The organism is Enterobacter sp. JS8-1, from assembly GCF_049187015.1.
Lineage (GTDB): Bacteria > Pseudomonadota > Gammaproteobacteria > Enterobacterales > Enterobacteriaceae > Enterobacter > Enterobacter mori.
Genome location: NZ_CP185805.1, coordinates 164,959 through 178,049 on the forward strand (window position 1 = coordinate 164,959; position 13,091 = coordinate 178,049).

The following is a 13,091-nucleotide window of genomic DNA, read 5'->3' on the forward strand; positions in this document are numbered from 1 at the left end:
TATAAATTACCAGGGTTTTACAGTTGTAGGCCCGGTAAGCGAAGCGCCACCGGGCGTTTTGCTGTGTTCCTGAATACTATGTGACGGTGCCAATGGACGTTTCTTACCTGCTCGACAGCCTTAATGACAAACAGCGTGAAGCCGTAGCGGCCTCGCGCACCAATATGCTGGTGCTGGCTGGAGCGGGCAGTGGAAAGACGCGCGTGCTGGTTCACCGTATTGCCTGGCTGCAGAGCGTGGAGAACTGCTCGCCGTACTCCATCATGGCGGTCACGTTTACCAACAAGGCGGCGGCGGAAATGCGCCACCGTATCGCACAGCTGATGGGCACCAGCCAGGGCGGCATGTGGGTTGGCACCTTCCACGGCCTGGCGCACCGCCTGCTGCGCGCGCACCATATGGACGCCAACCTGCCACAGGATTTCCAGATCCTCGACAGCGAAGACCAGTTGCGCCTGCTGAAGCGCCTGATCAAGGCGATGAACCTCGACGAGAAGCAGTGGCCGCCGCGTCAGGCGATGTGGTACATCAACGGCCAGAAAGACGAAGGGCTGCGCCCGCACCACATTCAGAGCTTCGGCAACCCGGTCGAGCAGACCTGGCAGAACGTCTACAAGGCCTATCAGGAAGCGTGCGATCGCGCCGGTCTGGTGGATTTCGCCGAGCTGCTGCTGCGCGCCCACGAGCTGTGGCTCAACAAGCCGCACATCCTGCAGCACTACCGTGAACGCTTCACCAATATCCTGGTGGACGAATTCCAGGATACCAACAACATCCAGTATGCATGGATCCGCCTGCTGGCCGGCGATACCGGCAAGGTAATGATCGTAGGCGATGACGACCAGTCGATCTACGGCTGGCGCGGGGCGCAGGTGGAGAACATCCAGCGCTTCCTCAAGGATTTCCCCGGCGCGGAAACCATCCGTCTGGAGCAGAACTACCGCTCGACGAACAACATCCTCAGCGCGGCTAACGCCCTGATCGAAAACAACAACGGGCGTCTGGGTAAAAAGCTGTGGACCGACGGCGTCGACGGCGAACCGATTTCGATTTACTGCGCTTTCAACGAGCTCGACGAAGCTCGCTTCGTGGTGAACCGCATCAAAACCTGGCAGGACAACGGCGGCGCCCTGGAGCAGTGCGCCATTCTCTACCGCAGCAACGCCCAGTCGCGCGTGCTGGAAGAGGCGCTGCTGCAGGTGAGCATGCCGTACCGCATTTACGGCGGGATGCGCTTCTTCGAACGTCAGGAGATCAAGGATGCGCTCTCGTATCTGCGGCTGATCGCCAACCGCAACGACGATGCGGCGTTTGAGCGCGTGGTCAATACACCGACGCGCGGCATCGGTGACCGCACGCTGGACGTGGTGCGCCAGGCCTCGCGTGACCGCCAGCTTACGCTCTGGCAGGCATGCCGCGAGCTGCTGCAGGAAAAAGCCCTCGCCGGACGTGCCGCCAGCGCATTACAGCGCTTCCTCGAACTGATTGACGCGCTGGCGCAGGAAACGGCCGATATGCCGCTGCACGTGCAGACCGACCGGGTGATTAAAGACTCCGGCCTGCGCATCATGTACGAGCAGGAAAAAGGCGAGAAGGGCCAGACCCGTATTGAGAACTTAGAGGAACTGGTGACGGCAACGCGCCAGTTCAGCTACAACGAAGAAGACGAAGACCTGATGCCGCTGCAGGCGTTTTTGTCCCACGCCGCGCTGGAAGCGGGAGAAGGGCAGGCGGACACCTGGCAGGATGCAGTTCAGCTGATGACCCTGCACTCCGCCAAAGGTCTGGAGTTCCCGCAGGTGTTTATCGTTGGGATGGAAGAGGGGATGTTCCCGAGCCAGATGTCGCTGGATGAAGGCGGGCGTCTGGAAGAAGAGCGTCGTCTGGCCTACGTGGGCGTGACCCGTGCGATGCAAAAGCTAACGCTGACCTACGCCGAAACCCGCCGTCTGTACGGCAAAGAGGTTTATCACCGTCCGTCGCGCTTCATCGGCGAGCTGCCGGAAGAGTGCGTGGAAGAGGTGCGTCTGCGGGCAAGCATCAGCCGTCCGGTCAACCATCAACGTATGGGTTCACCCATCGCTGAAACCGATACCGGCTACAAGCTTGGCCAGCGCGTGCGTCATTCGAAATTTGGTGAAGGCACCATCGTGAACCTCGAAGGTAGCGGTGAACACAGCCGCTTACAGGTGGCGTTCCAGGGCCAGGGGATCAAATGGCTAGTGGCTGCTTACGCCAGGCTGGAAACCGTGTAACTTTCAGAAAAATATCATTATTTTGTAATAATCTGCTAACCTTATAGGCTGAAGGTCAATTAATGCCCTTCAGCGTTCCGTTGCGTGTTGACGCCACAGTTACTGCTGGCGTAACATGCGCGCACGATTACGCTAAGAGGACATTCGCCTTGGACACACCCAGTAGATACTGGCTCAATTCCCTGTCATCCAGGAACAACTCCTAAGGCTATCTCCCCTTGCTGATGGCCTTAGTGGTTGTCAGCGACTGCATTATCCCCGTCGCGCTGAGTCAGGCTGTTTAATGGTCTGAAACCCAAATTGTTTCTGTGTGCCCACCGAACTGTCCGATATTTTTTGCATTGGGAGTCCCGGTCATGTTGAGCGCATTTCAACTCGAAAATAACCGACTGACTCGGCTTGAAGCCGAAGAGTCACAGCCCCTCGTTGATGCCGTATGGGTGGATCTGGTCGAGCCGGACGACGATGAGCGCCTTCGCGTACAATCTGAGCTGGGGCAAAGCCTGGCAACGCGTCCTGAACTGGAAGACATCGAAGCATCCGCACGTTTTTTTGAAGATGAAGACGGTTTGCACATTCACTCCTTCTTCTTCTTTGAAGACGCTGATGACCATGCGGGTAACTCCACCGTGGCGTTTACCATTCGCGATGGTCGTCTGTTTACCCTGCGCGAGCGCGAACTTCCTGCGTTTCGTCTCTACCGCATGCGCGCCCGTAGCCAGGCGATGGTGGACGGTAATGCTTACGAGCTGCTGCTCGATCTGTTCGAAACCAAAATTGAACAGCTGGCGGACGAAATTGAGAACATCTACAGCGACCTGGAAAAGCTGAGCCGCGTGATCATGGAAGGCCATCAGGGCGATGAATATGACGAAGCGCTTTCGACGCTGGCGGAGCAGGAAGATATCGGCTGGAAAGTGCGTTTGTGTCTGATGGATACCCAGCGTGCGCTGAACTTCCTGGTGCGTAAAGCACGTCTGCCGGGCGGTCAGCTGGAGCAGGCGCGTGAGATCTTACGAGATATCGAATCCCTGCTGCCGCACAACGAATCCCTGTTCCAGAAGGTGAACTTCCTGATGCAGGCGGCGATGGGCTTTATCAACATCGAGCAGAACCGCATCATCAAGATCTTCTCGGTGGTATCCGTGGTGTTCCTGCCGCCGACGCTGGTGGCATCCAGCTATGGGATGAACTTTGAGTTTATGCCGGAGCTGAAGTGGAGCTTTGGCTACCCGGGGGCGATTATCTTCATGATCCTCGCCGGGCTGGCGCCGTATCTCTATTTCAAGCGTCGGAACTGGCTGTAAAAATCTGGCGGGTGGCGCTGCGCTTACCCGCCCTACGATCGAACTCCCTCTCCTGTGGGAGAGGGTTGGGGTGAGGGCAACATTACAACCCTTTGCGCACCCTGCGCTGGGTATAAATTGCATCGGCAACGAAAATTGCCAGCGCCACCCAGATAAAGGCGAAGGTCACCATCTTATCCGCACCCGGCACTTCCCCGTAAAACACCACTGCCAGCAGGAACATCAGCGTCGGGCCAATGTACTGGAAGAAGCCCAGCGTGGAGAGACGCAGGCGCGTCGCCGCGCCGGTGAAGCACAGCAGCGGAATGGTGGTCACCACACCCGCGGCCATCAGCATCAGGTTCAGCGACCACGGGTTGTTGCCCATGTGGCTGGTGGCGCTGTCGGCGATGCCAAAGAGATAAATTGCCGCTACCGGCAGCAGCCACAGGGTTTCAAACAGCATCCCGGTCTGCGCTTCCACCGCAATCTTCTTACGTACCAGCCCATAGAACGCAAAGCTGAACGCCAGACCGAGGGCAATAATCGGCAGAGAGCCGAAGGTCCACAGCTGCACCAGCACGCCGCAGAAAGCCAGAATGACCGCTACCCACTGCATCCGGCGAAAGCGTTCGCCGAGGAAAATCATCCCCAGCACAATGTTCACCAGCGGGTTAATAAAGTATCCCAGGCTCGCTTCAAGCATGTGATGGTTATTCACCGCCCAAATGAACAGCAGCCAGTTGCCGCCGATCAGTACCGCAGAAAGCGCCAGCAGGAAGACCTTTTTAGGGGTTTGCAGCAGCGTTTTGACGCCGGACCACTGACGGCTGACGCTCATCAGCGCAATCATAAAGAAGAACGACCAGATGACGCGGTGGGTGAGGATCTCGTCGGCCGGTACATAGGCGATAAATTTGAAGTACGCCGGTGCGATACCCCAAATAAAATAAGCGGCAAGGGCGAGTAAAACGCCCTGCCGCGTCTGTTTAGCATCCATCGGGAAAATCCGTTACAAAAGAGTGAATTAATTTTACCCGTTTTTATCGCCTTAACCCACCATATAAGTGGCGGTTGCGCTGGCGATATAAACCTGTTCTTCGTTATGCAACTCAACGCGCGCTACCGCGACTTTGTTGCCCGCGCGCAGCAGGCTGCTGGTACAGGTAAAGCGATTACCCCGTCCAGGGCGCAGATAGTCGACGCGTAAATCGATAGTGCCCATCCGCGAAAGACGCTGGCGGAGCTCCTCTTCACTGATGGTGTCATGGCGCGTCAGCGTGCTGCCGACGCAGACCAGCCCCGCCGCCACGTCCAGCGCGGAGGCAATTACCCCACCGTGCAAAATACTTTGCGCCCAGTTGCCTACCATCATTGGCTGATTATTAAAGCTGAGCTGGGCAAAGTCTTTCTCGTATCGCTCCAGTTCCAGCCCCAGCGCGCGGTTAAACGGCATGTGGTACACAAAAATCTCGCCCACGAGTTTTAACGTTTCTTCGGCGGTAAGCGTGGCTGACATGAGGGGTTGCATCCTTGTTGTTAACAAAATGTTGATTTTATGCCTCAACAATAAGGATTTCCACTTTCAGAAACGAGGAGGCGGAAGTTGCTGCAGAAGTCTGTAGAATGCCCGGACAAAACTATTCATTAAATATCACCCTTTCAGGAGAACACCACCGATGCGGACGTATCTGGGTTGGTTACTGGCGGCGGTTTCGCTGCCCCTCACAGCATATGCGCAAGAAGCAACCGTCAAAGAAGTGCACGATGCCCCCGCAGTGCGCGGCAGCATCATCGCCAATATGCTTCAGGAGCATGACAATCCGTTCACGCTGTACCCGTATGACACCAACTACGTGATCTACACCCAGACCAGCGATCTCAACAAAGAGGCGATAAGTTCCTATAACTGGTCCGATAATGCGCGTAAAGATGAGGTGAAGTTCCAGCTCAGCCTCGCGTTCCCGTTCTGGCGAGGCATTCTTGGGCCGAACTCGGTGCTCGGTGCGTCATATACCCAAAAGTCCTGGTGGCAGCTCTCCAACAGCGGTGAGTCCTCGCCGTTCCGTGAAACCAACTATGAGCCGCAGCTGTTCCTCGGCTTCGCAACGGATTACGAATTTGCTGGCTGGACGCTGCGTGACGTCGAGGTGGGCTTTAACCACGATTCCAACGGACGTTCCGACCCAACCTCGCGCAGCTGGAACCGTGCCTATACGCGCCTGATGGCGCAGAACGGTAACTGGATGGTGGAAGTGAAGCCGTGGTACGTGGTGGGCAGCACCGATGACAACCCGGATATCACCAAATACATGGGCTACTACCAGCTCAAGATTGGCTATCAGCTGGGTGATGCCGTGCTGAGCGCGAAAGGCCAGTACAACTGGAACACCGGCTACGGTGGTGCTGAGGTTGGCCTGAGCTACCCGGTGACGAAACATGTGCGTCTTTATACGCAGGTGTACAGCGGTTACGGCGAGTCGCTTATCGATTATAACTTCAACCAGACCCGTGTGGGTGTGGGCGTTATGCTGAACGATATTTTCTAGGTCGCTCGAATGTTTTTGCGTTAAACGTTGAAGTTTCTTTCTCAGGCGCTGAAAATAGCGCCTGTTTCATTTCTGGCATATGGGGTTAACGTGGCGCAGGCGGAAGTATTGAATCAGGAATCGCTGGCTAAACAGGTTTTGCATGAAACCTTTGGCTACCAGCAGTTCCGCCCCGGCCAGGAAACCATCATTGAAACCGTGCTGGAAGGCCGCGATTGCCTGGTGGTGATGCCGACCGGCGGCGGGAAATCCCTCTGCTATCAGGTGCCTGCGCTGGTGCTGAACGGCCTGACGGTCGTGGTATCCCCCCTCATTTCTCTGATGAAAGACCAGGTCGACCAGCTGCTCGCCAACGGCGTGGCGGCCGCCTGTCTTAACTCCACGCAGACCCGCGAGCAGCAGCAAGAGGTGATGGCGGGTTGCCGCACCGGACAGATTCGCCTGCTGTATATCGCGCCGGAACGCCTGATGCTGGATAACTTCCTCGACCATCTCGCGCACTGGAACCCGGTGCTGCTGGCGGTGGATGAAGCGCACTGTATCTCCCAGTGGGGACACGATTTCCGCCCGGAATATGCCGCCCTCGGCCAGCTGCGTCAGCGCTTCCCCGAGCTGCCGTTTATGGCGCTTACCGCCACGGCGGATGACACTACACGCCTGGATATCGTTCGTCTGCTCGGGCTGAACGACCCCTACATTCAGGTCAGCAGCTTCGACCGCCCGAACATCCGCTATATGCTGATGGAAAAATTCAAGCCGCTGGATCAGCTCTTACGCTATGTGCAGGAGCAGCGCGGCAAGTCCGGCATCATCTACTGCAACAGCCGTGCGAAGGTGGAAGACACCGCCGCGCGTCTGCAAAACCGCGGCTTTAGCGCCGCCGCGTATCACGCCGGACTGGAGAACCACATCCGCGCCGACGTGCAGGAAAAATTCCAGCGCGACGACCTTCAAATCGTGGTCGCGACGGTGGCGTTCGGGATGGGCATCAACAAGCCCAACGTGCGCTTTGTGGTGCACTTCGACATCCCGCGCAATATCGAATCCTACTATCAGGAAACTGGTCGCGCCGGGCGTGACGGGCTGCCTGCGGAAGCGATGCTGTTTTACGATCCGGCGGACATGGCGTGGCTGCGCCGCTGCCTGGAAGAGAAACCGCAGGGACAGCTGCAGGATATCGAGCGTCACAAGCTCAATGCGATGGGCGCGTTTGCCGAAGCGCAAACCTGCCGCCGTCTGGTGCTGCTCAACTACTTTGGTGAAGGGCGACAGGAGCCGTGCGGCAACTGCGATATCTGCCTTGATCCGCCGAAGCAGTACGATGGTCTGATGGACGCGCGTAAAGCGCTCTCAACCATTGGGCGCGTCAATCAACGCTTTGGTATGGGCTACGTGGTGGAAGTGCTGCGCGGGGCGAATAACCAGCGTATCCGCGATATGGGCCACGACAAGCTGCCGGTTTACGGCATCGGTAAAGAGCAGAGCCACGAGCACTGGGTGAGTATCATTCGCCAGCTGATCCACCTTGGCTTTGCCACGCAAAACATTGCCCAGCACTCTGCGTTGCAGCTTACCGAAGCCGCGCGTCCGGTGCTGCGCGGTGAAGTTGAACTGAAACTCGCCGTGCCGCGCGTCATCGCCCTGAAGCCGCGCGTGATGCAAAAATCCTACGGCGGCAACTACGACCGCAAGCTGTTTGCCAAACTGCGCAAGCTGCGTAAAGCGATTGCCGACGAAGAAAACATCCCGCCGTACGTGGTGTTCAACGACGCGACGCTGATTGAGATGGCCGAGCAGATGCCGCTCAGCGCGAGCGAGATGCTGAGCGTCAACGGCGTCGGCACGCGCAAGCTGGAGCGCTTCGGGAAAGAGTTTATGGCGCTCATCCGCTCTCACGCCGACGGTGATGACGAGGAGTAGTCAGCCGGGCGAAAAAGTGCCAGGATGGTGACTCACTACATTATTTCCCCGCGAGCTAATTATGTTAATGCTATTTCTCACCGTGGCATTGGTGCACATCGTTGCGCTGATGAGCCCAGGCCCTGACTTTTTCTTCGTGTCGCAAACCGCCGTCAGCCGCTCCCGCAAAGAAGCGATGATGGGCGTGCTCGGTATTACCATGGGCGTCATGGTCTGGGCGGCAGTCGCGCTGCTCGGTCTGAACCTGATCCTGGCGAAAATGGCCTGGCTGCATAACATCATTATGGTCGGCGGTGGGCTGTACCTCTGCTGGATGGGCTACCAGATGCTGCGCGGGGCGCTGAAGAAAGAAGAGAAAAAGCCGGAAGAGCCAAAGGTGGAGCTGGCAACGGGCGGACGCAGCTTTGTGAAAGGGCTGCTGACCAACCTGGCGAACCCGAAAGCGATTATCTATTTCGGCTCCGTGTTCTCGCTGTTTGTCGGCGATAGCGTCGGCGCGGGCGCGCGCTGGGGTATCTTCCTGCTGATCGTCGTTGAAACCTTTGCCTGGTTCACCATCGTGGCCAGCCTGTTCGCTTTACCGGCAATGCGCCGTGGCTACCAGCGCATTGCGAAGTGGATTGACGGCTTCGCCGGCGCGCTGTTCGCCGGCTTCGGCATTCATCTCATCATCTCTCGCTAAGCATGACGCGCTGACGCAAGCAGCGCGCCAACCAGCATAAACAGCGAACCAAAGACTTTATTCAGGGCCTTCATCTGCTTAGGCCCTTTGATCCACGCCGCAATTCGCTGCGCCAGCGTCGCATAGCCAATCATCACGATGATATCGACAATAATGGTGGTCGCTCCCAGCACCACGTACTGCATCACCTGCGGCTGGTGCGGCACGATAAACTGTGGGAACAGCGCGGCGAGGAAAACGATGCTCTTCGGGTTGGTCAGGTTGACGAAGACCGCGCGCTTAAACAGATGGCCTCGGTTTTGCGTCTGAGCGAGCGTATTGAGGTTGATGGAGCCTGCCGCGCGCCACTGCTGGATGCCGAGCCAGATCAGATATGCCGCACCGGCCCATTTCAGCACTTCAAACGCCAGCACCGAGCGCGAGAACAGGGTCCCCAGACCAATTCCGACCAGCACGATATGAATGCCCAGCCCGGTCTGCAAACCGGCGATGGATGCCGCCGCACCGCGATAGCCGTGATTGATGGAGGTAGTCATGGTGTTAATGGCACCCGAGCCCGGTGAAAGGCTGAGAATAATGGATGTCAGCAGGTAGGCGAACCACCATTCGAAGGTCATTTGAAACTCCCGAACCGTCTATTTTTATGCCACAATACGCTATTATTGCGTCATTTTGTGACCAGTGACGAAAAAAACGATATTCCCTGGATTACGTGAGTGGAAACCCAATGTTTCAGCAGAAAAAGGACTGGGAAACACGAGAAAACGCTTTTGCTGCTTTCTCTATGGGGCCGCTGACCGATTTCTGGCGGCAGCGTGAGGAAGATGAGTTTACGGGCGTCGGGGGCATCCCGGTGCGCTTCGTTCGTTTCCGCAATGAAAAAAATGACCGTGTGATTGTCGTCTGCCCCGGACGCATCGAAAGCTACGTTAAATATGCCGAACTGGCTTACGACCTGGTCCATATGGGGTTCGACGTGCTGATCATCGACCACCGCGGACAGGGGTTGTCCGGTCGTATGCTGCCGGATACGCACCGTGGGCACGTGGATAACTTCAGCGATTACGTCGACGATTTTGCAGCGTTCTGGCAGCAGGAAGTGCAGCCTGGCCCCTGGCGCAAGCGGTATATCCTTGCGCACTCCATGGGCGGTGCCATTTCGACGCTGTTTTTGCAGCGGTATGAGCACCAGTGCGACGCCATTGCGCTCACCGCACCGATGTACGGTATTGTCATTCGTTTTCCCGATTGGATGGTGCGCCATCTTCTCGACTGGGCTGAGGGCCATCAGCGCATTCGTGAAGGCTATGCCATCGGTACCGGACGCTGGCGCGCATTGCCGTTCGCCATCAACGTTCTGACCCACAGTCGGCAGCGCTATCGCCGCAACCTGCGCTTTTATGCCGATGAACCGCGCTTGCGCGTTGGCGGCCCGACCTGGCACTGGGTGCGGGAAGGTATTCATGCCGGTGAGCAGGTGCTGGCGGGCGTAGGCGATGATGACACGCCGACGCTTCTGATTCAGGCGGAGGAAGAGCGTGTGGTGGATAACCGCATGCATGACCGCTATTGTGAACTGCGCGCTGCCGCCGGTCACCCTTGTGAAGGGGGAAAACCGCTGGTCATCAACGGCGCGTACCATGAGATCCTTTTTGAAAAGGACGCTATGCGCTCAGTCGCGCTTAACGCCATTGTTGAATTTTTCAACAGGCATAATTGATATTCACCAGAGGTTAAATTTCCCTATGTACCAGGTTGTTGCATCTGACTTAGATGGCACGCTGCTTTCCCCCGACCACACCCTCTCGCCTTACGCGAAAGAGACCTTAAAACTCCTGACTGCCCGTGGCGTGAACTTCGTGTTTGCCACCGGTCGCCACCACGTGGACGTGGGGCAGATCCGCGATAATCTGGAAATCAAATCGTACATGATCACCTCCAACGGTGCGCGCGTGCACGACACGGATGGTAACCTGATTTTTACCCACAATCTGGACCGCGATATTGCCGCCGATCTGTTCGGCGTGGTGCACAATAACCCGGAGATCGTCACCAACGTTTATCGCGATGACGAGTGGTTTATGAACCGCCACCGCCCGGATGAGATGCGCTTTTTCAAGGAAGCCGTATTCCAGTACTCACTGTACGAGCCTGGCCTGCTGGAGCCGGAAGGGATCAGTAAGGTGTTCTTCACCTGCGAAAGCCATGAAGCGCTGCTGCCGCTGGAGCAGGCGATCAACGCTCGCTGGGGCGACCGCGTTAACGTGAGCTTCTCCACGCTGACCTGTCTGGAAGTGATGGCCGGTGGCGTCTCCAAAGGTCACGCGCTGGAAGCGGTGGCTAAACGTCTGGGCTTTGAGCTGAAAGACTGCATCGCGTTTGGAGACGGCATGAACGACGCTGAGATGCTCTCCATGGCGGGCAAAGGCTGCATCATGGAGAACGCGCACCAGCGTCTGAAAGACCTGCACCCGGAGCTGGAAGTGATCGGCACTAACGGCGATAACGCTGTGCCTAAGTACCTGCGCAAACTGTTCCTTGAATAATCTTCATTTGATTATTTATTGTTCAGTTGTCAACTAAAGAGTTCGCTACAATGCCTGTCCTTCTTTCTGAGAGACAAGCATTGTGGCGCTACTCATTATCACCACTATCCTGTGGGCCTTCTCCTTTAGCCTGATTGGCGAATACCTTGCCGGTTCGGTCGACAGCTACTTCTCGGTGCTGATGCGCGTGGGGCTGGCGGCGCTGGTGTTCCTGCCGTTTCTGCGCGCGCGCGGACAATCGCTGAAAACGATACTGCTGTATATGCTGGTGGGCGCGATGCAGCTCGGCATCATGTACCTGTTCAGCTTCCGGGCTTACGTTTATCTGTCTGTCTCGGAATTCCTGTTGTTCACCGTGCTCACGCCGCTCTACATCACCCTGATCTACGACCTGCTCAGCAAGCGTCGTCTGCGCTGGGGATATCTTTTAAGTGCGGCGCTGGCGGTGCTTGGGGCGGCGATTATTCGCTATGACAAGGTAAGCGATCACTTCTGGACAGGGCTGATGTTCGTCCAGCTCGCCAATATCAGCTTCGCCATCGGCATGGTGGGATACAAACGGCTGATGGAGACCCGCCCGATGCCGCAGCACAACGCGTTCGCCTGGTTCTATATGGGGGCCGCGATTGTCGCGGTAGCGGCGTGGTTTATGCTCGGCAACCCGCAAAAACTGCCGACTACCACCGTGCAGTGGAGCGTTCTGGTCTGGCTGGGCGTGGTGGCTTCCGGGCTGGGATACTTCATGTGGAACTACGGCGCTACGCAGGTAGACGCCGGTACGCTGGGGATCATGAATAACGTGCATGTCCCGGCAGGGCTGCTGGTCAATCTCGCCATCTGGCAGCAACAGCCGCACTGGCCGAGTTTCCTTATTGGGGGAGCGGTGATCCTGGCTTCGCTGTGGGTACATCGCCGTTGGGTCGCTCCGCGCTCCGCACAAACGGAAGATGGTCGCACGCGTGGTTCCGCGCTGAGCGAATAAACGCTTCCGTAATCGGCTGACGCTGCTCGCCATCGCGCACGGCGGCGTACAGCCTGCTCCACAGTCCTTCACCCAGGGTTTTGGTCACCACCAGACCCTGGCGTTCAAAACTCTCCACCACCCAGTGCGGCAATGCCGCGATGCCCATTCTGGCCGCCACCATCTGTATCAACAGCAACGTGTTATCCACGCTTTTCAGCTGTGGGCTAATCCCAGCGGGCTGCAGGAAGTGACGCCAGATATCCAGGCGACTGCGCTGCACGGGATAAATCAGCAGCGTTTCTGTCGCAAGATCTTCCGGCGTGATGCGCGTTTTACTGGCCAGCGGATGGTCCGGGGCCAGCACCAGGCGCACTTCATAATCAAACATCGGCGAATAGTGCAGGCCGCTGCGCGGCAGAATATCTGACGTCATCACCAGATCCAGCTCGCCCTGCTGAAGCGACGGCTGCGGGTCAAAGGTCACGCCGGATGTAAAGTCCATCTCCACCTGCGGCCACTTCTGGCGGAAGTTCTCAAGCGCGGGGGTCAGCCACTGAATACAGCTATGGCACTCAATGGCAATACGCAGTTTGGTTTGCTGCGGCTCGTTGCAGGACTGCAGCGCGCTGGCGATCTGCGGCAGTACCTGATTTGCCAGTTGCAGCAGAATTTCACCCTGCGGCGTAAAGCGCAAAGGCTGGCTCTTACGCACAAAAAGACGAAAGCCGAGGCGTTGTTCCAGATCGCTGAACTGGTGAGAAAGGGCAGACTGGGTCTGGTGCAGCGTGGCCGCCGCTGCCGCAAGAGAACCGCAGTTCCGCAACGCTTGTAGCGTTTTCAGGTGTTTAATCTCGATCATGAAAGTCCTTCACTTCGGCATGAACATTTT

The 13,091-nt window shown here is 57.3% G+C and carries 13 protein-coding genes; 9 read left to right on the forward strand and 4 right to left on the reverse strand.

All coding sequences use genetic code 11. The features are described 5' to 3' along the window. The first annotated feature begins 92 nt into the window (after window positions 1–92). The 3 genes from uvrD to corA all read left to right on the forward strand — a co-directional run bounded on the left by uvrD (window position 93) and on the right by corA (window position 3,562). Entirely contained in the window at window positions 93–2,255 is a 2,163-nt protein-coding gene (gene uvrD / locus ACOQH0_RS00825) for a DNA helicase II (protein ID WP_010426306.1), read from the forward strand. Between the two features lie 149 nt (window positions 2,256–2,404). Continuing rightward, entirely contained in the window at window positions 2,405–2,461 is a 57-nt protein-coding gene (ysgD, locus tag ACOQH0_RS00830) for a YsgD/CorL family protein (RefSeq protein WP_212743980.1), read from the forward strand. Between the two features lie 150 nt (window positions 2,462–2,611). Beyond that, on the forward strand, window positions 2,612–3,562 hold the full coding sequence (gene corA, locus ACOQH0_RS00835) for a magnesium/cobalt transporter CorA (protein WP_010426304.1): 951 nt from the start codon (window positions 2,612–2,614) through the stop codon (window positions 3,560–3,562). 82 nt (window positions 3,563–3,644) lie between these two features. On the opposite strand, the gene rarD is transcribed toward corA, so the two are convergent. Together rarD and yigI are read right to left on the reverse strand one after the other, a co-directional pair. After that, window positions 3,645–4,541, reverse strand: a complete 897-nt coding sequence (gene rarD / locus ACOQH0_RS00840) for an EamA family transporter RarD (protein ID WP_089598248.1) — start codon at window positions 4,539–4,541, stop codon at window positions 3,645–3,647. Window positions 4,542–4,592: 51 nt separating this feature from the next. Next, window positions 4,593–5,060, reverse strand: a complete 468-nt coding sequence (gene yigI, locus ACOQH0_RS00845; protein ID WP_421511353.1) for an acyl-CoA thioesterase YigI — start codon at window positions 5,058–5,060, stop codon at window positions 4,593–4,595. A gap of 160 nt (window positions 5,061–5,220) precedes the next feature. On the opposite strand from yigI, the gene pldA reads away from it, so the two are divergent. From pldA to rhtC, 3 genes are all read left to right on the forward strand, one after another. Further along, entirely contained in the window at window positions 5,221–6,090 is an 870-nt protein-coding gene (pldA, locus tag ACOQH0_RS00850) for a phospholipase A (protein ID WP_042716814.1), read from the forward strand. Window positions 6,091–6,180: 90 nt separating this feature from the next. Continuing rightward, the gene (recQ, locus tag ACOQH0_RS00855) at window positions 6,181–8,010 is read left to right on the forward strand and encodes an ATP-dependent DNA helicase RecQ (RefSeq protein ID WP_010426289.1); all 1,830 of its coding nucleotides are present in this window, start codon (window positions 6,181–6,183) and stop codon (window positions 8,008–8,010) included. A gap of 61 nt (window positions 8,011–8,071) precedes the next feature. Continuing rightward, complete coding sequence (rhtC, locus tag ACOQH0_RS00860; protein ID WP_010426287.1) at window positions 8,072–8,692, forward strand: threonine export protein RhtC; 621 nt, start codon at window positions 8,072–8,074, stop codon at window positions 8,690–8,692. Here the strand turns inward: rhtC and rhtB are convergent. Further along, window positions 8,689–9,309 (reverse strand): homoserine/homoserine lactone efflux protein, encoded by a 621-nt coding sequence (gene rhtB, locus ACOQH0_RS00865; protein WP_008501533.1) that lies wholly within the window; start codon window positions 9,307–9,309, stop codon window positions 8,689–8,691. The genes rhtC and rhtB overlap by 4 nt on opposite strands. A gap of 110 nt (window positions 9,310–9,419) precedes the next feature. On the opposite strand from rhtB, the gene pldB reads away from it, so the two are divergent. From pldB to ACOQH0_RS00880, 3 genes are all read left to right on the forward strand, one after another. Continuing rightward, entirely contained in the window at window positions 9,420–10,412 is a 993-nt protein-coding gene (gene pldB, locus ACOQH0_RS00870) for a lysophospholipase L2 (protein WP_010426283.1), read from the forward strand. Between the two features lie 25 nt (window positions 10,413–10,437). Next, window positions 10,438–11,238: a sugar/pyridoxal phosphate phosphatase YigL gene (yigL, locus tag ACOQH0_RS00875; RefSeq protein WP_330754165.1), complete on the forward strand. Its 801-nt coding sequence runs from the start codon at window positions 10,438–10,440 to the stop codon at window positions 11,236–11,238. 82 nt (window positions 11,239–11,320) lie between these two features. Then, complete coding sequence (locus ACOQH0_RS00880; protein ID WP_100167444.1) at window positions 11,321–12,220, forward strand: carboxylate/amino acid/amine transporter; 900 nt, start codon at window positions 11,321–11,323, stop codon at window positions 12,218–12,220. Here ACOQH0_RS00880 and metR read toward each other — a convergent pair. Beyond that, window positions 12,108–13,061, reverse strand: a complete 954-nt coding sequence (metR, locus tag ACOQH0_RS00885; RefSeq protein ID WP_010426278.1) for an HTH-type transcriptional regulator MetR — start codon at window positions 13,059–13,061, stop codon at window positions 12,108–12,110. The two genes, ACOQH0_RS00880 and metR, sit on opposite strands and share 113 nt — an antisense overlap. Window positions 13,062–13,091: the final 30 nt, after the last annotated feature.

Bases quoted from the DNA above. Each gene is read 5' to 3' on its own strand.
- uvrD (WP_010426306.1), top strand. From the start codon at position 93: ATGGACGTTTCTTACCTGCTCGACAGCCTTAATGACAAACAGCGTGAA.
- rhtC (WP_010426287.1), top strand. From the start codon at position 8,072: ATGTTAATGCTATTTCTCACCGTGGCATTGGTGCACATCGTTGCGCTG.
- metR (WP_010426278.1), bottom strand. From the start codon at position 13,061: ATGATCGAGATTAAACACCTGAAAACGCTACAAGCGTTGCGGAACTGC.
- pldB (WP_010426283.1), top strand. From the start codon at position 9,420: ATGTTTCAGCAGAAAAAGGACTGGGAAACACGAGAAAACGCTTTTGCT.
- corA (WP_010426304.1), top strand. From the start codon at position 2,612: ATGTTGAGCGCATTTCAACTCGAAAATAACCGACTGACTCGGCTTGAA.
- pldA (WP_042716814.1), top strand. From the start codon at position 5,221: ATGCGGACGTATCTGGGTTGGTTACTGGCGGCGGTTTCGCTGCCCCTC.
- rarD (WP_089598248.1), bottom strand. From the start codon at position 4,541: ATGGATGCTAAACAGACGCGGCAGGGCGTTTTACTCGCCCTTGCCGCT.
- yigL (WP_330754165.1), top strand. From the start codon at position 10,438: ATGTACCAGGTTGTTGCATCTGACTTAGATGGCACGCTGCTTTCCCCC.
- yigI (WP_421511353.1), bottom strand. From the start codon at position 5,060: ATGTCAGCCACGCTTACCGCCGAAGAAACGTTAAAACTCGTGGGCGAG.
- rhtB (WP_008501533.1), bottom strand. From the start codon at position 9,309: ATGACCTTCGAATGGTGGTTCGCCTACCTGCTGACATCCATTATTCTC.